Source organism: Dactylosporangium sp. CS-033363, assembly GCF_050942475.1.
Taxonomy (GTDB): Bacteria; Actinomycetota; Actinomycetes; order Mycobacteriales; family Micromonosporaceae; genus Dactylosporangium.
In genome coordinates this window covers 7,958,668-7,980,557 of the sequence record NZ_CP192032.1, presented here as the reverse complement: position 1 = coordinate 7,980,557, position 21,890 = coordinate 7,958,668, and the positions used below count along the sequence as shown (strand labels likewise).

19 protein-coding genes are annotated in these 21,890 nt (G+C 74.7%); 9 read left to right on the top strand and 10 right to left on the bottom strand.

Annotated features, from left to right (window positions below; translation table 11 throughout):
- Nucleotides 1-145 precede the first annotated feature (145 nt).
- Nucleotides 146-4,501, top strand: coding sequence for an FtsK/SpoIIIE domain-containing protein (locus ACQPZ4_RS36945; protein ID WP_433046472.1), 4,356 nt, complete (start codon nt 146-148; stop codon nt 4,499-4,501).
- Nucleotides 4,502-4,505: 4 nt separating this feature from the next.
- Here ACQPZ4_RS36945 and ACQPZ4_RS36940 read toward each other — a convergent pair whose 3' ends face one another.
- The 6 genes from ACQPZ4_RS36940 to ACQPZ4_RS36915 form a co-directional block, all read right to left on the bottom strand.
- On the bottom strand, nt 4,506-5,102 hold the full coding sequence (locus ACQPZ4_RS36940; protein ID WP_433046469.1) for a hypothetical protein: 597 nt from the start codon (nt 5,100-5,102) through the stop codon (nt 4,506-4,508).
- Nucleotides 5,065-6,414 (bottom strand): putative T7SS-secreted protein, encoded by a 1,350-nt coding sequence (locus ACQPZ4_RS36935; protein ID WP_433046466.1) that lies wholly within the window; start codon nt 6,412-6,414, stop codon nt 5,065-5,067. The genes ACQPZ4_RS36940 and ACQPZ4_RS36935 overlap by 38 nt, the downstream gene beginning before the upstream one ends.
- A complete protein-coding gene (locus tag ACQPZ4_RS36930) occupies nt 6,411-6,692 on the bottom strand; it encodes a hypothetical protein (RefSeq protein WP_433046463.1) in 282 nt (93 codons plus the stop codon). The genes ACQPZ4_RS36935 and ACQPZ4_RS36930 overlap by 4 nt, the downstream gene beginning before the upstream one ends.
- Nucleotides 6,693-6,701: 9 nt before the next feature.
- Nucleotides 6,702-6,992: a WXG100 family type VII secretion target gene (locus ACQPZ4_RS36925; RefSeq protein ID WP_433046460.1), complete on the bottom strand. Its 291-nt coding sequence runs from the start codon at nt 6,990-6,992 to the stop codon at nt 6,702-6,704.
- Between the two features lie 140 nt (nt 6,993-7,132).
- Complete coding sequence (locus tag ACQPZ4_RS36920; protein ID WP_433046457.1) at nt 7,133-8,491, bottom strand: class I adenylate-forming enzyme family protein; 1,359 nt, start codon at nt 8,489-8,491, stop codon at nt 7,133-7,135.
- Nucleotides 8,481-10,010, bottom strand: coding sequence for an NAD(P)-binding domain-containing protein (locus ACQPZ4_RS36915; protein ID WP_433046454.1), 1,530 nt, complete (start codon nt 10,008-10,010; stop codon nt 8,481-8,483). Before ACQPZ4_RS36915 ends, ACQPZ4_RS36920 begins: the two co-directional genes overlap by 11 nt.
- Before the next feature lie 63 nt (nt 10,011-10,073).
- Here ACQPZ4_RS36915 and ACQPZ4_RS36910 point away from each other — a divergent pair, with 63 nt between their 5' ends.
- The 8 genes from ACQPZ4_RS36910 (at nt 10,074) to ACQPZ4_RS36875 (ending at nt 19,430) form a co-directional block, all read left to right on the top strand.
- Complete coding sequence (locus tag ACQPZ4_RS36910; RefSeq protein WP_433046451.1) at nt 10,074-11,546, top strand: HAL/PAL/TAL family ammonia-lyase; 1,473 nt, start codon at nt 10,074-10,076, stop codon at nt 11,544-11,546.
- 5 nt (nt 11,547-11,551) lie between these two features.
- Nucleotides 11,552-13,096, top strand: coding sequence for an NAD(P)-binding domain-containing protein (locus tag ACQPZ4_RS36905; protein WP_433046448.1), 1,545 nt, complete (start codon nt 11,552-11,554; stop codon nt 13,094-13,096).
- Entirely contained in the window at nt 13,086-14,111 is a 1,026-nt protein-coding gene (locus ACQPZ4_RS36900; protein ID WP_433046445.1) for an alpha-hydroxy acid oxidase, read from the top strand. Before ACQPZ4_RS36905 ends, ACQPZ4_RS36900 begins: the two co-directional genes overlap by 11 nt.
- A complete protein-coding gene (locus ACQPZ4_RS36895) occupies nt 14,108-15,427 on the top strand; it encodes a cytochrome P450 (protein ID WP_433046442.1) in 1,320 nt (439 codons plus the stop codon). Before ACQPZ4_RS36900 ends, ACQPZ4_RS36895 begins: the two co-directional genes overlap by 4 nt.
- Complete coding sequence (locus ACQPZ4_RS36890; protein ID WP_433046439.1) at nt 15,424-16,704, top strand: cation:proton antiporter; 1,281 nt, start codon at nt 15,424-15,426, stop codon at nt 16,702-16,704. Before ACQPZ4_RS36895 ends, ACQPZ4_RS36890 begins: the two co-directional genes overlap by 4 nt.
- Before the next feature lie 27 nt (nt 16,705-16,731).
- A complete protein-coding gene (locus ACQPZ4_RS36885) occupies nt 16,732-17,394 on the top strand; it encodes a response regulator transcription factor (RefSeq protein ID WP_433046436.1) in 663 nt (220 codons plus the stop codon).
- Nucleotides 17,391-18,656, top strand: a complete 1,266-nt coding sequence (locus ACQPZ4_RS36880; protein WP_433046433.1) for a sensor histidine kinase — start codon at nt 17,391-17,393, stop codon at nt 18,654-18,656. The genes ACQPZ4_RS36885 and ACQPZ4_RS36880 overlap by 4 nt, the downstream gene beginning before the upstream one ends.
- 90 nt (nt 18,657-18,746) lie before the next feature.
- Nucleotides 18,747-19,430 (top strand): GOLPH3/VPS74 family protein, encoded by a 684-nt coding sequence (locus ACQPZ4_RS36875; protein WP_433046430.1) that lies wholly within the window; start codon nt 18,747-18,749, stop codon nt 19,428-19,430.
- 104 nt (nt 19,431-19,534) lie between these two features.
- On the opposite strand, the gene ACQPZ4_RS36870 is transcribed toward ACQPZ4_RS36875, so the two are convergent.
- The 4 genes from ACQPZ4_RS36870 to ACQPZ4_RS36855 are packed head-to-tail and all read right to left on the bottom strand — an operon-like array spanning nt 19,535 to nt 21,884.
- Nucleotides 19,535-20,065: a phage tail protein gene (locus tag ACQPZ4_RS36870; RefSeq protein ID WP_433046427.1), complete on the bottom strand. Its 531-nt coding sequence runs from the start codon at nt 20,063-20,065 to the stop codon at nt 19,535-19,537.
- Between the two features lie 10 nt (nt 20,066-20,075).
- Complete coding sequence (locus ACQPZ4_RS36865; protein ID WP_433046424.1) at nt 20,076-20,567, bottom strand: phage tail protein; 492 nt, start codon at nt 20,565-20,567, stop codon at nt 20,076-20,078.
- Nucleotides 20,568-20,575: 8 nt separating this feature from the next.
- Nucleotides 20,576-21,094, bottom strand: coding sequence for a phage tail protein (locus ACQPZ4_RS36860; RefSeq protein WP_433046421.1), 519 nt, complete (start codon nt 21,092-21,094; stop codon nt 20,576-20,578).
- Nucleotides 21,095-21,131: 37 nt separating this feature from the next.
- Nucleotides 21,132-21,884 (bottom strand): N-acetyltransferase family protein, encoded by a 753-nt coding sequence (locus ACQPZ4_RS36855; protein ID WP_433046418.1) that lies wholly within the window; start codon nt 21,882-21,884, stop codon nt 21,132-21,134.
- Nucleotides 21,885-21,890: the final 6 nt, after the last annotated feature.

Sequence of the window (21,890 nt, the reverse complement as noted above, 5' to 3'; positions counted from 1 at the left end):
CGCGGGGCCAGGTCCGCCCGTCAGGACAGTCGATGTGCGGCAGCCGAACGGCTCGTTTGCGTCCGAACCGGTTGTGCCGGGGGCCGTGTTGCGATTATTGCTGTACGGCAAACGCGCGCGAGCCGTCAGGAGTTGACCGACCATCATGTGGCTGCCGATCACCGTCTCGATCGCCGGCCGGGAGGCCGACCTGCACGTCGAGGCGCGGGAGGGCGCCACCGTCGACCAGCTCGCGGCCGCGCTCGGGGCGTTTCTCGGCGCCGACGGCCGGGCGGTGCTGCACGGGCCGGCCGGCCCCTGCCCGCCGCAGGCCACCCTGGCCGAGGCCGGGCTGCGCGCGGGCGCGATCGTGTCGTTCGGGCCCGGTTCTTCGCCGGCGCCGCGTTGGGACGGGCGCAGCGTCCGTGTCGTGAGCGGGCCCGACGCCGGGGTGAGCGCCCCGCTGCCGCCCGGCGCGGTGCTCACCGTGGGCCGGGGCGAGGACCGGGGCCTGCGGCTCTCCACCGTGGCGGCGAGCGAGCGGCATGCGGTCTTCGTGGGTACCGCCGGCGGCGCCGACGTCACCGACGAGCACTCCAGCAACCACACCCTGGTCGGCGACGCCCTCCTGCGCGGCGGCGACACCCGTCCGGCCCCGCCCGGCACCCTCGTGCGGATCGGGGACGACCTGCTCACCGTGCACGACCCGGGCCCGCCCCGGCCGCCCGCGGTGCTCATCCCGATGCCGGACGGCACCCTGCGCCTGGACCGCCAGCAGCGCTACGACCGGCCCGCCGACCCCGGCGCGGTGACCCTGCCGGAGCCGCCCCCGGAGCCGTCGAAGGCCGCCACCGGCCTCGGCTGGACCGCCGCCTCCGGCCTCGTGCTCGGCGCGGTCGCGTACCTCGTCTGGCACAACGTCAGCTTCCTGATCCTCTCCGGGGCCAGCACCGTCACGCTGCTCGCCTCGACCCTGGCCGGCGCGTTCGGCGGGCGGCGCAAGCAGCGCAGGGCCGGCCGCGAGTACGCCGCCGCCCGGGCCGCGGGCCTGACCCGCCTCGGCGAGCTCGCCGCGGCCGAGCGCCGGGCCAGCCTCGAGCAGGCCCCGGACCTGGCCGAGGTGCTCGCCGTCGCCCAGCGCTTCGACGGCCGGCTCTGGCAGCGCCGCCCCGGCCACGAGGACTTCCTGCGGCTGCGCCTCGGCGTCGCCGACCTGCCCAGCGCGGTCGCCCTGACCGATCCCGCCCCGGAGCGGGACCGGGCCGCCCCGCCGACGCTGCGCGGGGTGCCGGTCACCGCGTCGCTCGGCACGGCCGGGACCGTCGGCGTGGCCGGGCCGCCCGCCGCCGCCCGCGCCCTGGCCCGGTCCCTCGTCCTGCAGGCGGCGGTGCAGAGCGGCCCGGCCGACCTGCGCATCGCGCTGCTGGCCCGGCGGCTGCCGGACGACGCCGCGGCCGGGTGGGACTTCCTGCGGTGGCTGCCGCATGTGCGGGGTACCGCCGCCCTGGCCACTGTCGCCGCCGGCGAGGAGACCCTGGCCGCGCTGGTCGACACCGTCCGCGCCGCGCTGGCCGCCGGTGGCCCGCGCTGGCTGCTCGTGGTCGACGGCGTGGCCGAGCACGACGTGGCCGGCCTGGCCGACCTCCTGCGGGCCGGCCCCGAGCGCGGCGTGCACGTCATCGCCGTCGGCGCCCTGCCGTCGCGCTGCCCGATCACCGTCGAGCTCGACCAGCGCGAGCCCCGGCTCACCGTGCGCCGCCCGGCCGAGCCGGACCTGAGCGGCGTCCTGGCCGACCTGGCGTCCCCGGCGATCGCCACCGCCGCCGCCCGCGCCCTCGCCCCGCTCGCCGACCCCGACGCCCGCGCCGGCGCGGCCGGGCTGCCCGCCTCGGTCGCCCTGCTCGACCTGCCCGGCATGTCGGCCGACCCGGCCGCGATCGTGCAGCGCTGGCGGCGGGAGCCGCGGCGCACCGCCGTCCCGCTCGGCGCCACCGGCGAGGGCCCGCTCGTCGTCGACCTCGTCGGCAGCGGCCCGCACGCGCTGGTGGCCGGGTCCACCGGGTACGGCAAGTCCGCCCTCCTGCAGACCCTCGTCGCCGCGCTGGCCCTGGCCAACCGCCCCGACGAGCTCGGCTTCATCCTCGTCGACTTCAAGGGCGGCGCGGCGTTCCAGCCGTTCGAGGGCCTCCCGCACGTGCTCGACATGATCACCAACCTGGACGGCCCGAAGGTCATGCGGGCCATCGACTCCCTGGCCGGCGAGATCCGGCGGCGCCAGCAGCTGCTGAGCGAGCTGCGGATCGAGGGGCTCTCGGAGTACCAGCGAAAGGCCGACGACGGCACCCTGCCCGACGGCGCCCCGAAGTCCCTGCCGCGCATGTTCGTCGTGATCGACGAGTTCTCGATCCTGCGCGACGACCTGCCCGACGACATCCTCAAGCGCCTCACGACCGTCGCCACCCAGGGCCGCTCCCTCGGACTGCACCTCGTGATCGGCACCCAGACCCCGCGCGGCATCGTCCCGACGGAGATCCGCCCCAACGTCAACATCCGGGTCGCCCTGCACCTGGACGCCGAGCACTCCACCGACGTCGTCGGCTCCCCGGCCGCCGAGGCGATCGCCGTGCCCGGCCGCGCCCTGCTCCAGCGCGGCGACACCGCCGGCCTGACCATGCTGCAGACCGCGTTCGTCGGCGGCAGCACCCGCCGCGCCGCCGCCGACGTGCGCATCGTGCGGGCCGCCCTGGCCGAGCTGGGCCGGCCGCCGGAGCTCGCCGCCGCGTCGGCCGCCAAGGACGTCAACGTGCTGGCCGCCGCCATCCGCGACGCCGCCGAGCTGGAGGGGTTCACCCGCACCCAGGCCCCGTGGCTCCCACCCCTGCCCGACGAGCTGGACCTGCCGCCTTCCGCCGCGGGTGTACTGTCCTATGCCCGCGAGGACTGGGTGGCCGAACGCGAGCAGCCCGTGGCCGCGTGGCACCTGGAGTCCGGACACCTCCTGGCCGCCGGCCGCCCCCGCTCCGGCCGCACCGCGCTCCTGCGCGCCCTGGCCGCGTCGGTGGCCGCGAGCCGCCCCGACGAGCTGCACCTGTACGTCATCGACTGCGGCGGCCGCCTCGCCGACCTGCGCGACCTGCCGCACTGCGGGGCGTACGTCACCCGCGACGAGCTCGACCGCGGCGCGCGGCTGCTGGACCGCCTGGAGCGCCTCGTCGACGAGCCGCCCCGCAGGGCCCGCACGGTGCTGCTCATCGACGACTTCGACACCTGGGAGCGGGTCTTCGGCGAGCTGAACAACCGCGCCCCGGTGGACCAGCTGACCCACATCTTCCAGAAGGGCGCCGCGGCGGGCGTCCACGTCGCGATGACCGGCACCGCGCGGATGCTGACCCGCCACCCGATGCTCAACAGCGCCGCCACGGACCGCATCGCGCTGTCGTTCGACCAGGACGACTACAACGCCGTCGGCGTCCCGGCGGCGCTGCGCCCGGCGGACCCGCGGCCGGGCCAGGCGATCCGCCTGACCGCGCCGTACCGGACCATGCAGATCGCGTACCGCCTGCCCCCCGCGCCCGCTCATGCGTCTGTCCAAGGTGGACCGTGGCGCATCGACGCCTTGCCGTCGCGCCTGCCTCTTGCGGATGCGCGTGCGCTGCCGCGGGACCGCAGCGAGGTGTTCCTCGGCGCCGGCGGCGACGAGCTGACCCTCCTCGGCGCCCGCCTGTCGGACGGCCCGGGCGTCTTCGTGGCCGGCGAACCGGGCAGCGGCAAGTCGACGGCGCTGCTGGCCGCGGGCCTGGACCTGATCGCCCGCGGGGTGCCGGTCGTCGTAATCGCCCCCAACCGCACCTCGCCGCTGCGCTTGCTGGCCGACAACGTGGCGGGCGTCGCGGTGGCCCTGCTGGCCCCGACCCCGACCGAGCGCCACGTCCAGCTGGCCCTGGCCACGGTCCCCAGCGGCCCGTACGTCGTGCTGATCGACGACGCCGACCGCCTCCAGGGCCCCGACGTGGCCCGGGTCCTGCGCGAACAGGTCTTCGAGTCGGGCGAGCCGGGCGTCGGCGCACTTGTCGCCGCCGACCTGGACGCGTTCGGCGGCCCCCCGCACGGCTCGATCCTGGCCGAGTCGGGCCGGGCGGGCGTGGGGCTGCTGACCGGTCCCCGCCAGCCGCGGGCGTTCCTGTTCGGCGCGGTACGCCACCTGCCCGAGGCCTACGTCGGCCGCGACATCCCGGGCCGCGGCATCCTGCTGCGCCGCCGCGAGCCGCTCCCGGTCCAGGTCCCGCTGGTGACGGCGGCGGACGTGGACGCCCTGCCGCGCCGGGAGGGCCGCATGAACGAGCTGCTGGGCGTGGTGGACCGGCTGGCGGGCCCGCTGCCGGTGGGGGTGGACCGGCTGCGCGCGCTGGTGGCGGAGCTGGCCCCGTTCAACGCGATGCCGCAGCCGAACGCGGACCGCCTGCTGGCGCTGGCCCCGGCGTGGACCGGTACCGCGACCGCCCTGATCGCCGAGGCCGGCTGAGGCCTCAGCCGAACACCGGCGCGGGTTCGGCGGCACCTTCGGGACGCATGGTGCCGGCGATCGCGTCGAAGGCGGCCAGCAGCATCACGACATGCCGGAGCGCGGGCGTGCGGAACGCGAGCACCCACGACGGGGGAGCGGGCGGCGCGATGACGTACTCCACGTCGAGCTGCCGCACCGGCCCCAGCGGACTGGCCCCGGTGCCGAGCCAGGTGTGCCGGACCGCCGTCCCGGCCGGCAGCGCCACTCGCGCCGACGGCCCCTGCGACCAGCCGGGACGGTCGGCGCCGCGATAGGCCTCGTACGGGGCGACGAGGAGCGAGGCCACCACGATCCGCCCGTCGTCGCCGGCGGCCGCGGCACCACCGGCGAGCAGGACCGCGCCGGCGGTGCGGGCGGTCGAGGTCATCCGCTCGAACTCGGCCGTCAGCTCCGCCCCGACCGGCTCGGGCAGGCCCTCCGCCTGCTGGGCGACGAGGGCGGCGATCCGCTCGTCCAGGTCCGTCGCGGCCAGCGGGAGGGCCCACCAGCCGGGCGGCAGTTCGAGCGAGACCCCGTTGCCGTCAGCGCCGGAGGCCGCCCGAATTCTCGACCACGTCATCGCCCTGCACCTCGTTCCCGATCCAGTCCTGGATCTCCCGATACGCCTCCGGGACCTCCTCGCCGAAGGTCTTGGGGATCTCGGTGACGGTCTTGAGCTTGTCGGCGGCCTCGGGAACCAGCCCGACGAGCGCGGGGACGCGGTGGCCGTCCGGCACCCAGCGCTCCAGCAGCGGCAGGCGGCCGTAGGCGGTGGACTCCTTGACGAGGTCCTGGACCGCCTTGGCCTCGCGGCCCGCGGCGATCGGGTGGAGCACCTCGCGCGCGGCGCCGGTGAGGACGCCGGTCTTCGTGGTGTCCTTGGCGAGCTCGGCCGCCTTCTCCCCGTAGGCGGTCGCGCGGTCGGCGGCGACCCCGGCCTTGATGGAGGTCTCGGCGGCCTTCTCGGCCATGCCCAGGTTCGACAGGATCGGGGCCACCTTGCCGCCCAGCTTGGCCGAGTTCGCCGCGGCCTCTCCCGCGGCCTCGAGCTTGCCGGCCGTGCGCGCGCCGTGCGCGGCCACCGTGCCGAGCTTGCCGAACACGCCGAGGCCGAGCGCGATGGCCGAGTCCTTGACGTCGTTGCCGCTGCCGTGGCCGGTCTCCAGCGCCACCACGTCGACGACCAGCGCGAGCAGGGCGAAGCCCAGGTAGAGGCTGTCGACGATCGGGGCGAGCGGCATCAGGAACGGCACGACCGAGCAGATCAGGGCGGCGAAGCCGAGCACGTCGCGGATGGCGTGCAGGATGGCCGGGCCGTGCACCAGGACGCCCTTGATGAGCTCGGCGAACCCACCGCCGCTGCCGCCGAGTTCTGCCGCGGCGGCGTCGATCTCGTCGGCGCAGGCCTTGCGGTCGCGGGCGGCGTCGGCGGCGATCGCGTCGTGCCGGCGCTGCAGGGCGGCCACCGCCGGTGGCGGGCCCGGCGGGACGACCGGCGGCGGGCCGGGGGAGCAGGCGGCCAGCCGGGCCTGTTCGGCCTGGTGCTCGTCGTGCGCCCGGCGGGCCTGGGCCGCCACCTCGGCCGCCTCGGTCTGCAGCTCGGACAGGCGGCGCGACCAGCGTTCGAGGGCGTCGGCGGCGCGGCCGTACGCGCGGCCGGCCGTGGCCAGCCGGCGGGACAGGTCCTCCTTGCGCGGGGCGAAGGCGTCCGCGGCCGGGCCCGTCCACACGTCGCGGTCGGTGCCGATGCCGGCCAGCACGGCCGAGGCGGACTGGACCGCGGTGACCGTGTCGCGCAGCTGGCGGACGACCGCCTGGACGGCCCACCCGTCGCCGGGCGCGGGGTCGCCGCCGCGCAGGACCGTCGTGGTGCGCAGGGCGGCCGAGGTCATTGGGTGCCGCCGAACCGTGCGGCCAGCGAGCCCTCCAGCGCCTCGTAGCACTCCGCCGTCTGTTCGAGCTGCTGGCGCAGGCCCGCGGTGTCGTCGGCGATGTCGCCGATCAGGTTGCCGCCGCGCTTGCCGAGGGTGTGGACGGCGCCGTAGACCGGGTCCGGGAAGCCGTCCGGGCGCAGGTCGGCGCGCAGGCGGCGGAGCAGGTCGGCCGCGGTGGCGAGCCGGCTCGCGCCGTCGCGCAGGGCGCCCGTGTCGAAACTGCCGCTGACTGCCATGCGGTGCGGTTACTTGCCGAACGCGCGGCTGATGGTGTTCTCGTTGCTCTCGTAGCTCTGGCTGGCCTGGTTCAGCGCCTGGCCCATGCTGGCGAGGCTCTCCTGCAGCGGCACCACCGCCCGCTCCCACTGCTCCCGCGTGCCCTGGAAGGACTGCGCGCCGGGGCCGGTCCACACCGCCTGGAGCTGCTGCGCCGCGCTGCGCAGGTTGGCGACCGCCTGCTGCAGTTCCTCGGCCCGCTGCCGGGTGAGGCTCGCGTGCGCGCTGATCTCGCCGGTGTTGAACGTACCCTGAGTCATGGTGCCGCCTCTCGCAGTGGTCCACAGGTGCACGGATGCGGCGATCACGCTATCCAGGCAGAACGCTGCGTGGCATGGTCGGCACGGCCGGTTCTGGGGTCCGACCGGCCGAATCCTTCCGGGTAACACGGACGATTGCGCTACAGCAAATTTTTGTCGGGCTTCCCGCTGGGCGCGAGCGGCGCGGCGGCGATGACCGTGACGGTCCGGGGCACCGCGACCTCGCCGAGCACGGAACCGACCAGGCTCCGCAAATGCGAAATATCCGGATCCGACCCCGTCGCCGGTACCACGAACGCGTGCACCGCCTCGCCCGTGTCGAGCGACGGCCGCGCCACCACGTACGCCTCGGCCACCGCGGGATCCGAGCCGAGCACCCGCTCCACCGCCCCCGCGTAGACCAGCTCGGCGTTCACGATGACGACGTCCCGCACGCGCCCCATCAGCCGCAGGTACCCGCGGCCGTCCACAGTGGCCAGATCCCGGGTCCGCACCCAGCCGTCCTGGAACACGTCCGCCGTCTCGGCCGGTTCTTCCCAGTAGAACGAGGCCTGGGCGGCCGTGCGCACGAACAGCTCACCGTCCCGGATGGACAGTTCGTGCGTGGCCGGCGGCCGTCCGACCGAGGCGAGGACCCGCGGGTCGCCGAGCATCTCGGCCGGGGTGGCCATCGCGATCATGCCGGTCTCGGTCTGCCCGTACCCGTGAAACACGATCGGCCCCAGCACGTCGAGGGCCTCGGCGAGCCGGGCCGGTTCGAGCGGCGACCCGGACACCATGAGCGCCCGCAGCGACGACAGGTCGGCCGGCGCCGTCCGCTGCGCGTGCACCAGCTGATGCAGCTTGCCGACGGTGATGACGCTCCCGGTCGCGCGGTGCCGGGGCACCATGTCCGGGAATCCCGGCGGGCGCGCCGCGACGAGGGTGCCGCCGGAGGCGAGGGCCAGCACGCCGTACTCCAGCATGACCTGACTCGACAGCGACCCGAAGACGAGCTGGCGGCGCAGGCGCGGGGCCAGCTCCGCGATCGCCGGCGGCCACCGGTCCGGGTACGGCGCCCACGCCGCACTCATCGCCGCGTACGTCTGCGCGCACCCCTTCGGCCGCCCGGTGCTGCCGCTCGTCCAGATCAGCCGGGCCACGTCGCCGGGCCGGCCCGCGGCCACCAGCGGCGCGCCGCCGTCGGGGCCGGCGAGCAGCGCGGCCAGCCGGTCCTCGTCGACCACCAGCGCCCCGGGCACGGGCCGCCCCGACACCATCGCCCCGACCGCGAACGCGGCCAGGTTGGCGGCGAACGCCTCCGCCGTCACCCCGAGCGTCAACGCCACCGCGGTGCCCGGCCCGGCCCCCGCCGCCCGCAGCCCGGCGACGATCCGCCGCACCAGCGCCGCCATCCCGGCCGCGGTCGTCACCCGGTCGCCGTCCTCGAACACGGGCCGGTCGTCGCCGGTCGCCAGCAGGTCGAGCACGGGCTGCGGCCAGGTCTCCTCAGCCGGCATCGGCGAGGATTCCCTTGAGAAAGAGCGACAACGGCTCCCGGTGTACCGCCGGCAGGTCCCAGTGGTTCTCCAGGTTCTCGGCCAGATGGTGCTCCGCCACGACCTGCGCCCCGCGGTGGACGCGCACCACCGGGTGCAGGTAGCTGGCGTCGTGCGCGGCCGCCGCGTCGTTCTCCGCGATGCGGGGGACCGTGATGTCGAACGGGTCCACGGTGTCGTGGTCCGGCCCGTACTCCAGCGTGGTGACGAACGCCAGCGGCACGTCCCCGAGCCCGCCGTCGCGCAGGAACGCCACCGGCACCTCCTCGTAGTACGTGCCGTCGGGCAGCACCACGTCCGCGAGGACGGCGAACTGCTGCCACAGCGCCGAGGTGCGGTTGATGCGCGCGACGATGGCGTCGGCGATCCCGTCCGGCGAGGGCTCGACCGCGACCGACGGCCACGGCGCGCCGTGGTGGCGGACGCCGAGGATGCGGTGCAGGGCGCGCACGCCGTACCGGAAACCGTGAATGAAGCCGTTCGTGGACCTCTTGAAGTCGCGTTGCTGGGTCAGGGTCCCGGCAAAGTAGAGCCCGGGCACGTTGACCGACTCGAACGCCGGCGTCTGCTCCGGGAACCGGTCGTCGATGACCAGCCGCGGCCGGGCCGACGCGGCGAAGATGGAGGCGTCGAAGCGGAAGCCGGTGGCGAGGATGATCCGGTCGTACTCCAGCCGCCGCAGCCGCTCCACCGTGCGCGCGTAGCGGAAGTCGATCCGGAACCCGCCCTCCGCGCGGCGCTCGATGCGCTCGACCGTGCCGTCCAGCACCGCGTTCTGGCTCTTGAGCTGGTACGTGTCCAGGAAGTTGTTGTTCACCGCCCGCAGGTGCCCGACGTAGTGGGTCTGCCAGGCCAGCCGGATCGCGTGCGGCCCGGCGACGTGGATGACGGCGGCCGTCTCCACGAGCGCGTCGGCGGTCTCGAAGGCGGAGTTGCCCTTGCCGATGATGAGCACCCGCTGGTTGGTGAAGTCCTCGGGGTCGACGCTGACGGTGTCGTAGCGCTCGGCGAGCTCCGCGCCCGGGATCGGCGGGACGTGCAGCTGGGAGACGCCGGTGGCCACGACCACCCGCCGGGCCGCGAGTCCGTCCACATCGAACAGTCCATTCGCGAACGAGATGTTCGAGACCCTGGTGTCGTACCGTACGCGAAGCCCGAGCCGCGCCGCGAAGTCGGCGAGGTAGCGGACGAGGTCGTCGGCGTGCGGGAAGTACCGGCGGCTGTAGTGCTTGAACAGCAGCGACTCGTCGTCGCTCAGCAGCGAGTTCCAGTCGGAGCGCAGGTTGAACTCCGGGTCCTCGGAGCCGGTCCAGACCTTGTTGATCGAGATCAGGGTGCGGTGCCGCGGGTAGGTGGCGAAGAACGTCCCCGGCGCCGGGCCGGCCTCGAGCACCAGGTAGTCGCGGCCGTCGCGCTCCAGCAGGGCGGCCAGCTGCAGCCCGGCCGGGCCGGCGCCGATGATGAGGTAGTCCAGCGTCATGCGGCGCACCGTAACGAGCCGATCTCAGAACGCTCTGAGAATCGGGCTCTAGCGTCGCCTCCCATGACGCCAGAGGTTGACCTCGCGGCGCCGCTGCGGATCGCGGACCTGCTCGCCGCCCGCGACCCGATCCGGGTCACGGCCGGGGCGGCGGTGCGCGACCGGGTCGGGGCGGCGCGCAGCTTCCTGTCCAAGGTGCTCGGCGACGACCGCGCGGTGTACGGCAGCACCACCGGCTTCGGCGCGCTCGTCGGCTACGCCGGCCGCGCCGACCTGCGCGACCAGGCCGACAACACGCTCGCCCACCTCGGCGCCGGGCACGGCCCCGACATCGACCCGCACGTCGCCCGGGCCACCGTGCTCGTGCGGGTCTGGTCCCTGGCCCGCGGCGCGTCCGGGGTGTCGCCGCACGTCATCGACGCCCTCGCCGCCATGCTCGGCACCACGTTCACGCCGGTGATGCCCCGCTACGGCTCGGTCGGGGCCAGCGGCGACCTGATCCCGCTCGGCGCCGCCGCCCAGGCCCTGCGCGGCCGCGGCCATGCCTGGTTCGCGTCCGAACGGATGCCCGCCGCCGAGGCGCTGCGGGCGGCCGGGCTGGAGCCGCTGCCGCTGGACGGCCGCGACGCCCTCGCGCTCGTCAACGGCACCTCGCTCACCACCGCCGCCACCGCCCTCGCCCTGGACCGGGCCCGCGCATCCCACCGGGCCGTGCAGCGGCTCACCTGCCTGCTCGCCGACCTGCTCGGCAGCGACCCGCAGTTCCTCGACCCGCGCCTGCTGCGGTTGTACGGCCACCCGGGCGCCATCGCCGTCGGCGCGACGATGCGCGGGTTCGCCGCCGGCCTGACCCCGTCCGGCAAGCGCCCGCTGCAGGAGCCGTACAGCATCCGCTGCGCCCCGCAGCTGCTGGGCGCGGCCGAGGACGCGCTGCGGTACGCGGACGGCGTCGTCGCGGCCGACCTCGGCGGGGTCAGCGACAACCCGCTGTTCTTCCCGGACGACGACGCGGTCGTGCACGGCGGCAACTTCTTCGGCCAGCCCGCCGCGTTCGCCGCCGACGTGCTGTCGATGGTCATCGCGCAGGTCGGCAACCTCGCCGAGCGCCAGCTCGACCTGCTCGTCGACCCGGCCCGCAACACCGGCCTCCCGCCGATGCTGGCCGCCGGGCCCGGGCGGCAGCACGGCCTGCAGGGCGTGCAGCTCGCCTCGACCGCGCTGATCGCCGAGATCCGCCGCGACGCGCTGCCGGCCAGCATGCAGAGCCTGCCGACGAACCTGCACAACCAGGACGTCATCCCGCTGGGCAACCAGGCCGCGCTGCGGGCCCTGGACCAGGCGCGGCTGCTGCGCGTCATCGTCGGCTCGCTCGCGCTGGGGCTGCGGCAGGCGGTGCACGTCGGCGCCCGCCGCCCGACCGCCCCGGCAAACACGGCCCTGCTCGACGCGCTCGTGGCCGCGATACCCCCGATCGACCCGGACCGGCCGTTGGAGGACGACGTGCGGCGTGCCGCGGACGTCGTCGAGGAAGGGTGACCGCTGTGCTCGACTACCTGATCATCGGGGCCGGCCCGGCCGGGCTGCAGCTCGCCGCGCTGCTGCAGGCCGAGGGCCGCCGCGACTACCTGGTGCTGGAGGGGACCGACCGGCCGGGCGCGTTCTTCGCCCGCTTCCCCCGGCACCGGCAGCTGATCTCCATCAACAAGCCGCACACCGGCACCGACGACCCCGAGCTGAACCTGCGGGTGGACTGGAACTCGCTGCTGAGCGACGACCCGTCCCTGCTGTTCACCCGCTACACCGAGCGGTACTTCCCGCAGGCCGACGTGATGCTCCAGTACCTGGCCGACTTCGTCACGCGATTGCGGCTGAACGTCACCTATGGCGCGCGCGTCACGCGGGTCGCCCGCGACGCCGACGGGTTCACAGTGGACAGTTCGGCGGGGCGCTTTGCCGCCCGCCACATCATCGTCGCCACGGGGGTCTCGAAGCCGTACGAGCCGGACATCGAGGGGTACGAGCTCGCCGAAAACTATGCCGACATGTCCGTGGAGCCGCGGGACTTCCTCGACCAGCGGGTGCTCATCATCGGCAAGGGCAACTCCGCGTTCGAGACCGCCGACGCGCTCATGGAGACCACGGCGGTCATCCACGTCGCCGGGCCGAGTTCGGTGCGCATGGCCTGGCGCACCCACTACGTCGGGCATCTGCGGGCGGTGAACAACAACTTCCTGGACACGTACCAGCTGAAGTCCTCCAACGCGATCCTCGACGGGCACGTGCGGCGGATCGAGCGCGACGGCACCGGATTCCGCGTCGCGTTCGCCTTCTCCCGCGCCAACGAGGTGGTGAAGGAGCTGTACTACGACCGGGTCCTGGCCTGCACCGGCTTCCGCTTCGACGCGTCCGTCTTCGACGAGTCCGCCCGGCCGGAACTGGTCATCAAGGACCGGTTCCCGGCGCAGACGTCGGCGTTCGAGTCGGCGAACGTGCCCGGGCTCTACTTCGCCGGCACCATCACGCAGCCGCGCGACTTCAAGAAGTCCACCAACGGCTTCATTCACGGTTTCCGGTACGGCGTGCGCGCCCTGCACCGCATCCTGGAGTCCCGCCACCACGAGACGCCGTGGCCGGCCGTGACGCTGAAGGCGACCCCGGAGGCGATCGCCGACGCCATCGTCGCGCGGGTGAACCGTACCTCGGCGCTGTGGCAGCAGTTCGGCTTCCTCGGCGACGTCGTCATCGTCGACGGCGAGCAGGTGTCCTATGTGGAGGAGGTGCCGGTCGACTACCTGCGCGACGGGGGTCTCGGGGCGCTGCCGCTGGCGTTCGTGACCACCTTGGAGTACGGGCCGGACCACGACAAGGTGGACCCGTTCGACATCAGCGTGAGCCGGATCGCCCAGGACACCGTCGGGCAGGCGCACGACGCCGCGTACCTGCACCCCGTCGTCCGGGTGCACCGGGGCGGGGCGGTGGCGGCCGTGCACCACCTGGCCGAGAACCTGGAGAACCAGTGGAACCGGCCCGACGTCCACGTGCGGCCCCTGGCGGAGTTCGTCGGCCGGCAGCTCGATGTTCGCTGACCTGCGCGCCCGGGCCCGCGCCCGGCTCGAACCCGCGCACTGGGACTTCTACGCGGGCGGGGCCGGCGCCGAGCGGACCGTGCACGGCAACGAGGAGGCGTTCGAGCGGATCCGGCTCGTGCCGCGGGTGCTGCGCGCGACCGGCCCGCGGGACCTGCGCACCACCCTGTTCGGCACCGAGCTGGCCGCGCCGATCCTGGTCGCCCCGACCGCGTTCCACCGCCTCGCCCATCCCGACGGCGAGCTGGCGACCGCCCGGGGCGCCGCGGCGGCCGGGAGCGTCCTCGTCGTCAGCATGGCGGCCACGATGCCGGTCGAGGCGATCGCGGCGGAGGCGGGGGCGTGGTGGTTTCAGCTGTACGTGCAGCCAGATCGCGAGTTCACCGCCGCCCTCGTGCGCCGGGTCGAGGCGGCGGGGTGCCGGGCGCTCGTGGTGACCGCCGACTCGCCGGTGTTCGGCCGGCGCGAGCGCGACCACCGGCACGGGTTCCACGACCTGCCGACCGGGCTGGTCTGCGAGAACATGCGCGACGCGACCGGGGCGGTGCGCGCCATCGCGATGGACGCGCGGCTCGGCTGGGACGGCATCGACTGGCTGCGCGGGATCACCGGGCTGCCGATCGTGCTCAAGGGCGTCCTGCACCCGGCCGACGCCGAACTGGCCGTCGAGCACGGGGTCTCCGGGCTGCTGGTCTCCAACCACGGCGGCCGCCAGCTCGACGGGGCGATCGCGAGCATCGACGCGCTGCCGGCGGTCGCGAAGGCGGTCGGCGGGCGGCTGCCGGTCCTCGTCGACGGCGGGATCCGCTGCGGGGCCGACATCGTGGCCGCGCTCGCGCTCGGGGCCGATGGGGTCCTCGTCGGCCGGCCGGTGTTGTGGGGGCTCGCGGTCGACGGGGCACGGGGAGTACAAGATGTGCTGTCGCTTCTGGAGGACGACCTCGATCGGGCCCTCGCGCTCGTCGGCGCCCGCCGCCCGGCCGACGTCACGCCCGACCTGGTGGCGTGGCGATGACCTGGCTCCTCCTCGCGGCGGCGGTCTGTCTGGTGTGGACGGTCCCGCGGTGGCTGCCCGCCGTCGTCGTGCGGCTGCGGGAGTGGATCTTCCGGCGGGTCAACGGCGAGGAGGGCATCGCGGTGCCGGGGCCGCTGGTCGGGGCCGAGCACTTCGAGCGCGTCTACTCCGATCCGGCGGCGGACGGGCGCAGCCGCGGGGCCGGGCTCTCCGACCTGTTCTGGTACTGGCTCGCGCCCGGGCCGCAGATGCACCAGGAACATCTGGAGCCGGGGGAGCGGTACCGGCAGGTCGCCCGCACCACCCGCCAGGTCCTCGCCGTGCCGCACGCCCGCTCCGACGAACTGGCGACCGCGGCGACCCTGCGCCGGCTCGACGCGCTGCCGCCCGGCCGCACCGTCCACGTGCGACTGCGGGACCTCATGATGCCGATCTGGGCCGAGGTGTACTACGAGCTGGTGTTCGCCGAGCCGTGCCCGCCCGGCGCGCGCGACCTCATCGTGGCCAACGCCGACGACGTCGTGACGGCGCTCAAGGGCACCTCCCTGCGCCACATGTCCCGCCGCGACCGGCTGACGCGGTATCTGCTCGGCCGGATTGCTTCGGGGACGTGTCCCGTGCAGCTGCCCGGCTGCTCCGCATTGGAGACGGCGTGGTACCTGCAGGGCGCGTTCTTCAACACCGCCGTCGTGCAGATGTCCGAGGCGATGGCGCACGTGCTGCTGAGCGTCGCGTCCTGCCCGGTTCCTCCGGACGACGATGCCGCCCTGGACCGGGCGATCGACGAGACCCTGCGCGTGCACCCGCTGTTCGGCATCGCGCACCGGATCACCTCGGCCCCGATCGTCGTCGACGAGCGGGTCACCCTGCCGGCCGGGTCCGTGCTGCTGTTCAACTACCTCGCCTACCAGCGCACCGGCCCGGCCGCCGACGACGCGTTCGACCCCGGCCGCTGGCTCACCCTCGCGCGGCGCGACGCGCACTTCATCCCCTACGGCGTGGTCGCCAACCGCGCCTGCCCGGCCCGCGGCGCCGCCCCCGTGATGCTGCGGGCCTGCACCCGTGAGGTCCTGCGCCGGTACGGGGTCGCCTCCGCCGCCGCCCACACCCGCTCGCTGCCCAGCCGCGGCCCCGCCTATCTGACCCCGGCCGGCGCGCCCGCCCCGGGCCGGCTCCGGCTGGCCGCGCAGGGGTTCCGGGACCGCTGGGCCGGGGTGGGGCGGGCGCTGGCCCAGCTCGTCTGCGGCACGTACATGGTCATCGACGCCCGCCGCCAGCGGCTGTGCGCCGGCTACTTCGAGGAGGTCAACCGGTGAAGCCAACCGAGCTCGCGCCCGCCTTCTTCATCGCCGTCGGGGTCATCCTGATCTTCTGCAAGGGCGTGTCCTGGCTGCTCGGCAAGGCCGGTCAGCCCGCCGTGGTCAGCGAGATGCTGGCCGGCGTGCTGCTCGGCCCGTCGCTGCTGGGCCTGCTGCTGCCCGGCGTCGAGCACTGGCTGTTCCCGGCGCCGCTGCTGCCCGTGCTGTACGTCGTCGGGCAGATCGGGCTGGTGCTGTTCATGTTCCAGGCCGGGTACGCGTTCACCGGGCACCGCATCACCGGCGTCGCCGGCACCGCGAGCACCGTCTCGGTCGCCGGGGTCGGCGCGCCCCTGCTGCTGGGGGTCGCGCTGGTGTACGTCACCGACGGCCTCGCCCCGGTGCAGAAGGAGGGCACGCCGCTGCCCGTCACGGCCGCCTTCGTGGGGGTGGCCCTGGCCATCACGGCGTTTCCGATGCTCGCCCGGATCATCACCGAGCGGGGGCTGTCCGGCACCCGGTACGGCTCGCTCTCGCTGGCCAGCGGCGCGCTGGACGACATGGCCGCGTGGATCATGCTCGCCGTCGTGCTGGCCTTCGCCTCGGGCGAGCCCGGCCCGGCCGTCCTGACCGCCGGCGGCGCGCTGCTCTTCGGCCTGGTGCTGTGGTTCGGCGGGCGGCGCACCGGCGACGCGCTGATGGGCAGCGAGCGCCTCGGCGAGCGGGGCCGGCTGCTCGGCACGGTCGTGCTGCTGTTCCTCATCGCCTGGTACACCGACGTGATCGGCCTGTACGCGGTCTTCGGCGCCTTCGCGGTCGGCGTGATCATGCCGCACACCGAGCGCACCGACCGGATCGTCGAGACCCTCACCCCGGTCGCCGCCACCGTCTTCCTGCCGCTGTTCTTCACCTACTCCGGCCTGCGCACCGAGTTCGGCCTGCTCGGCGACCCGGCCGTGCTGCTGTTCGCGGTGGCCTGCGTGGTCGTGGCCATCGCCGGCAAGTTCGGCGCCTGCTGGGCCGCGGCCCGGGTGCGCGGCGAGCCCAACGGCGTGGCCCTGCGCATCGGCGCGCTCATGAACGCGCGGGGCCTCATGCAGCTCATCGCGCTCAACGTCGGCCTCGAGGCGGGCATCGTGGGCCCTGCACTTTTCACGGTCCTGGTGCTCGTCGCGCTGGTCACCACGATCATGACGACGCCCCTGCTGAGCTGGATCGAACGGCGCTCCCCGCTTTCCGCAAGCCTTCCGGAACCCGCAGATAGAGACATCCATCACTCTCCTGCGGTGCCCTAGCAGTGCCATTGTCATGGTGTGCGCGCCGTGGAACCCCCGCGGCTCCTGGTCGTCGAGGACGATGAGGAGCTCAGTGCGATGGTGACCGAGACGCTGGTCGACGAGGGCTACGTCGTCGACCGGGCGCACGACGGCCAGCGGGGGCTGCACTTGGGCTTGACGCGGCGGTACGACGTGATGGTCATCGACCGCCTCCTGCCCGCCCTCGACGGCCTCGACCTCGTGGCCCGGCTGCGCTCGCGGGCGATCCCGGCCCGCGCGCTCATGCTCACCGCCCTGGGCACCGTCGGCGACCGCATCGCCGGGCTCGACGCCGGGGCCGACGACTACCTCGTCAAGCCGTTCGACCTCGACGAGCTCACCGCCCGCATCCGCGCCCTGGTCCGGCGGGTGCCCGCCCCCTCGGAGTCGCTGCGCCTCGGCGGCGGCCGGCTCGACCTGGTCGCCCGCGACGCCGTGCTGCCCGACGGCACCCGGGTCGCCCTGTCGGCCCGGGAGTTCGAGCTGCTGCGCGTCCTCGCGGCCCGCCCGAGCACCGTGCACTCCCGCGCGGAGCTGCGCCGGCGGGTCTTCGACGAGGCCGCGGCGGCGTCGATCGTCGACACCTACGTGTACTACCTGCGCCGCAAGCTCGGCCGCCCGGTCGTGCGAACGGTGCACGGCCTCGGGTACCGGCTGGGCGTCCTGTGAATGTCTCCGAGGCGGACCTCGTCCGGCGGGCGCGGCTGCGGCTCGGTCTCGGGGTCGGCCTGGCCATCACGGCGCTGCTGGCCCTCGCGGGCGGCATCTCGTACGCGGTGCTGGTCCGCGGCCAGGAGGCGACCATCCAGCGCGAACTGGCCTGGGGCGCGGCCAACGGCACGGTGCCGGGCCCACCGGCGTGCAGCTGGGTCTTCTGGTACGAGCACGGCTCCTTCGTCGGCGCCAACACCCCGCCCCCGCCGGGCCTGCCGGTGCGCGCCGACGCCGAGCTGGTCGCCGCGACCGGCCGCCCCCACGACTCCCGCCTGACCCGCGACGGCACCCGGTACTACGTGCACACCGAGCGCCAGGGCGACCGCGTCGTCCAGGTCGTCTTCGACGCGCGCTTCCAGCTCTCCGACCGCCGCCACCTGCTCTTCGCCTTCACCCTGGCCGCGCTGGTCGGCCTCCTCGCCGCCGTGATCACGGGCGTGCTGGTCGGCCGGCACGCGGTCGCCCCGCTGGTCGAGGCCCTGGCCCGGCAGCGCCGCTTCGTCGCCGACGCCAGCCACGAGCTGCGCACCCCGATCGCCCAGGTGCACACCCGCGCCCAGCTGCTGGCCCGCCGGGTCGCCGCCCGCCCGCCGGACGCCCGCGACCTGGTGCGCCTGGTCGCCTCGACCCGCCGGCTCGGCGAGATCGTGGACGAGCTCCTGCTGTCGGCCCGCCTGTCCGCCGCCCCCGACGGCCTGCCCGCCGTCGGCCCGGTGGACCTCACCGCCCTGGCCACCGACGCGGTGGCCGCCGAGTCCGACCTGGCCGCCGAGCAGGGCCAGACCATCACCCTGGCGACGCCGGGCGGCCCGCTGCTCGTGGCCGGGATCGAGTCGGCCCTGCGGCGGGTCCTCAGCGAACTGCTGGCCAACGCGCTGGCCCACCTGCCGGCGGGCGGGCGGATCGCGGTGACGGTGCGGCGTACCGACGAAGCCGAGGTGGTGGTCCGCGACACCGGCGCGGGCTTCGACCAGGCCGACGCCGAGCGGATCTTCGACCGCTTCCACCGCGGCGCGGGCGCGGGGGAGCGCCGCCACGGCCTCGGCCTGGCCCTGATCCGCGAGGTGGTCACCGGCCACGGCGGCTCGATCACGGCCTCCGGCTCGCCGGGTCGCGGCGCCACCTTCACGGTCCGCCTCCCGGCGCTGGGCATGGCCCCCCGCCACCCCTGGCGCCGCCACCGCTGGACCCGGACGCCGGCTGGCTGGCGGGCTTAGCGCGAAATATCCGATTTATCGGATATTTGGGCGTGTGGATGGCCGGTTCGGGGGACTTGACCCCTGGCGGGCACGCGCTAACGTCCGGTCATGGGTTCAGTTGCGTTGGCCGAGGAATTACTCCTGCTCGCCTACGATAACGAGTCAGGTCGCGCGACCGGCTCGACGATCGGCCTCGACCTGGGCATGGCCGCCGCCGTGCTGGTCGACCTGGCGCTGGCGGGCCGCATCGCCTACGTAGGGGGCACGCTGGCGGCCACGAACGCAGCCCCGACCGGCGAACCCATCGCCGACGCCGTCCTGGCCCGCCTGGCCGCCGACTCCCCGCACTCCCCGGCCTCCTGGCTGCAACGCCTCCGCCACGGCCTGCGCGACCGCGTCCTGTCGGACCTGTGCGCCCGCAACATCATCTGCGACGTCGACGAAACGATGGCCGACGGCTTCAACCACCTCCACCGCTACCCGACCATCGACCCTTCAGTCGAGGCCGACGTCCGCGACCGCTTGAGCCGCGCCCTGATCGGCGACGACCAGCCGGACGAGCGCACGGCCGCCTTGGCGACGTTGATCGGCGCGGTGCGCATGGAGCCGACTCTGGGCCTGTCGGGCCCGGACGCGGCGGCGGCCCACGCCCAGCTGGAGAAGATCTCCGACCACGCCGGCTTCACGGGGACGGTGAGCATGGAGGAGTCTTCTATCCGGCCTTCGGTCGCGTTGGTCGTCGCGGTGCTGGTCAAGGCCATCCAGACCGCCCTGGGCACCGCCCGCGCCTGACCCGGCCGCAGCAACGCGCTCGGGCGACTTCCGGCCATCGATCGCATTGAGTAAGCTCGGCGCTACTGCGGGTCCTGGTCGACACGGCCGGCCAGGGCCGGTGCTCAGGGGCGGGTCGGGAAGGCGCCGCTCAGGGCCACGATGAACGTCAGCGTCAGGTACGGCGGCCAGTTGTCGTGCGCCTGCCCGCCCCCGGTCGGCGTCAGTGCCGCCGGCGACATCGCCGTGCTGTCCGGGGCCGCCGCGTAGTTGAGGTCCGCCACCCGGCCCAGGCCCGCCTCGGCCCAGGTGGCGGCCGCGGGGTTGTTGCGGTCGCCGCGGACCGGAGCGGCCTGGGCGGTGTGGGCGTGCGCCGGCATCTCGGCCGGGAGCAGGGTCACGGCCGCGGCGCCGCCCGTCTCGCCCAGTTCGTACGGGGTCAGGCCGTTGCCGTCGCCCTGGCTGAACACCGTCGCGCCGCGCAGGTCGGGCAGGGCGAAGTTCGTGGTGCCGTTGCCGCCGTACGCGGTGCCGAGGACGGCGAAGAGCGAGACGTTCTGGCTGACCGGGATGAGCTGGCCGTTGCACAGCGCCCAGCCGGTCGGGGCGAAGTTGCCCGCGAAGATGCGGATCTCGCCGATGAACGGTGTGGACATCGCGGGAACCTCACGGTCGGGTCGGGAGGGTGCCGAGCAGCGCGATCGCGAAGGACAGCGCCAGGGCCGGGCTCTGGTTCTGGTGGGGCTGGCCGTCGCCGGTGCTCGTGACGCACGCGGCGGCCATGGCGGCGGTGGGGGTGCCGGCGTAGCCGCCCGCGAACGGGGCCCACACGTTGCTCGTCGGCACGTTGGACGAGCCGGTGGCGGCGGCCCGCGGGACGTGGGTGTGGGGCGGCAGGTGCGTGGTGGTGAGGGTGACCGTCTCGCTGCCGCCGGTCTGGCCGAGCACAGTGGACGGTCCGGTGTGGACGGGCAGGCGGCCGCGCAGGTCGGGCAGGGCGAAGGTGGTGCTGCCGTTGCCGCCGTAGACCGCGCCCAGGATCGAGAACAGCGCGGCGTTCTGGGCGATCGGCAGGATCTGGCCGTTGCACATCGCCCAGCCCTTCGGCGCGAAGTCCATGGCGAAGAGCCGGATCTCGCCCATGAATGGTTCCGTCACGCTCGCTCCTAGGACGGGCTCGGGTAGATGCCGTTCCGGCTGATGATGAACCGGACGGCGAGGAACGGCGGGCGGTTCTCGTGCGGCTGGCCGCCGCCGGTCGGGGTCAGGGCGGCCGCGTGCATCGGGACCCGGCTCGCCGGGGCGGACGCGTACGGGGTGTCGGGCACCGTGGCCCACACGGCGCCGGACGGGCTGTCGGCGGTGCCGGGGGCGGCCGAGCCGATCGGCTGGTGGCCGTGCGCGGGCAGGTTCGCCTGGGTCAGCGTGACCGTCTCCGCGCCGCTGAGCTGGCCCAGGATCCACGCCGACAGGCCGGGGCCGCTGCCCCAGTGCACCGGGGCCCGCCCGCGCAGGTCGGGCACGGCGAAGGTGGTGATCCCGTCCCCGCCGTACGTGGTGCCGATGAGGTTGAACAGCAGCTCCTCCTCGGCGATGTCCAGCAGGGAGCCGTCGCAGTCGGTCCAGCCGGCCGGGGCGAAGTTGCCGCAGAACATGCGGACCTCGCCGACGAACGGCGTGCTCACGACGCCACCCTTCGGGCGAAGCCGACGAACGGGGTGCTCACGACGCCACCGTGCGGGCGAACGCGACGGTCAGCGTGAGGTCGTCGCCGGTGCGGGCGGAGGGCACCACGAACAGGTCGAGCGCGCCCAACGCGGGGTGCTCGAAGCGGTGCGTGCCCTGGGCGAAGGCCGCGTCCGCCGGCACCCGCAGCGCCACGCTGAACTGCTCGAACGGTCCGAGCCGCAGCGCCGGGGAGCACTCGGCGGGCAGCGCCCGGACGCCCGCGAGGGTGCCGGGGACGCCCACGGCGGCGGCCCACTCGGCGTGCCCGGGCGGCCGCCAGCGCATCGCGATCCGTTCTCCAGAAGCAGAAGAGCCGGATTCGGTACTGCGAAAGCCCAGCCGACCGTACCAGCGCACGGCCCGATTGCCCGGCACCACCTGCAACTCCACCGGAACGTCCAGGGCGGCCGCCTCGGCCTGCAGCCCCCGCAGCAGCACCGTGCCGATCCCGGACCCGCGGGTGCCCGGCAGCAGCGCGATGTCCAGCACGGTGACGGCCGCGGCGCCGCGGTCCACGTACAGCCGGCCGACCGGTTCCCCGGCCGCCTCCACGATCCCGTCCACGGCCCGCGGCCAGGCCGAGCGGTAGTGCCGGCGCTGCGCCTCGTACTGCATCGCCAGAAACGCCTGCGCCTGCTCCTCCGCCCAGCCGAAGCCGGCGACCTCCTCGGCCCGGGCCGCCGCGTACACGGCCCGCAGGAAGGCGTCGTCGCCCGCCGCGGCGGGACGGACCGTCAGCGCGCTCATGCCGGC

Excerpts from the sequence above, each read along its gene's own strand:
- ACQPZ4_RS36910 (WP_433046451.1), top strand. The coding sequence starts at position 10,074 with ATGACGCCAGAGGTTGACCTCGCGGCGCCGCTGCGGATCGCGGACCTG.
- ACQPZ4_RS36870 (WP_433046427.1), bottom strand. The coding sequence starts at position 20,065 with ATGTCCACACCGTTCATCGGCGAGATCCGCATCTTCGCGGGCAACTTC.
- ACQPZ4_RS36930 (WP_433046463.1), bottom strand. The coding sequence starts at position 6,692 with ATGGCAGTCAGCGGCAGTTTCGACACGGGCGCCCTGCGCGACGGCGCG.
- ACQPZ4_RS36900 (WP_433046445.1), top strand. The coding sequence starts at position 13,086 with ATGTTCGCTGACCTGCGCGCCCGGGCCCGCGCCCGGCTCGAACCCGCG.
- ACQPZ4_RS36875 (WP_433046430.1), top strand. The coding sequence starts at position 18,747 with ATGGGTTCAGTTGCGTTGGCCGAGGAATTACTCCTGCTCGCCTACGAT.
- ACQPZ4_RS36925 (WP_433046460.1), bottom strand. The coding sequence starts at position 6,992 with ATGACTCAGGGTACGTTCAACACCGGCGAGATCAGCGCGCACGCGAGC.
- ACQPZ4_RS36895 (WP_433046442.1), top strand. The coding sequence starts at position 14,108 with ATGACCTGGCTCCTCCTCGCGGCGGCGGTCTGTCTGGTGTGGACGGTC.
- ACQPZ4_RS36915 (WP_433046454.1), bottom strand. The coding sequence starts at position 10,010 with ATGACGCTGGACTACCTCATCATCGGCGCCGGCCCGGCCGGGCTGCAG.
- ACQPZ4_RS36855 (WP_433046418.1), bottom strand. The coding sequence starts at position 21,884 with ATGAGCGCGCTGACGGTCCGTCCCGCCGCGGCGGGCGACGACGCCTTC.
- ACQPZ4_RS36945 (WP_433046472.1), top strand. The coding sequence starts at position 146 with ATGTGGCTGCCGATCACCGTCTCGATCGCCGGCCGGGAGGCCGACCTG.
- ACQPZ4_RS36920 (WP_433046457.1), bottom strand. The coding sequence starts at position 8,491 with ATGCCGGCTGAGGAGACCTGGCCGCAGCCCGTGCTCGACCTGCTGGCG.
- ACQPZ4_RS36940 (WP_433046469.1), bottom strand. The coding sequence starts at position 5,102 with ATGACGTGGTCGAGAATTCGGGCGGCCTCCGGCGCTGACGGCAACGGG.
- ACQPZ4_RS36935 (WP_433046466.1), bottom strand. The coding sequence starts at position 6,414 with ATGACCTCGGCCGCCCTGCGCACCACGACGGTCCTGCGCGGCGGCGAC.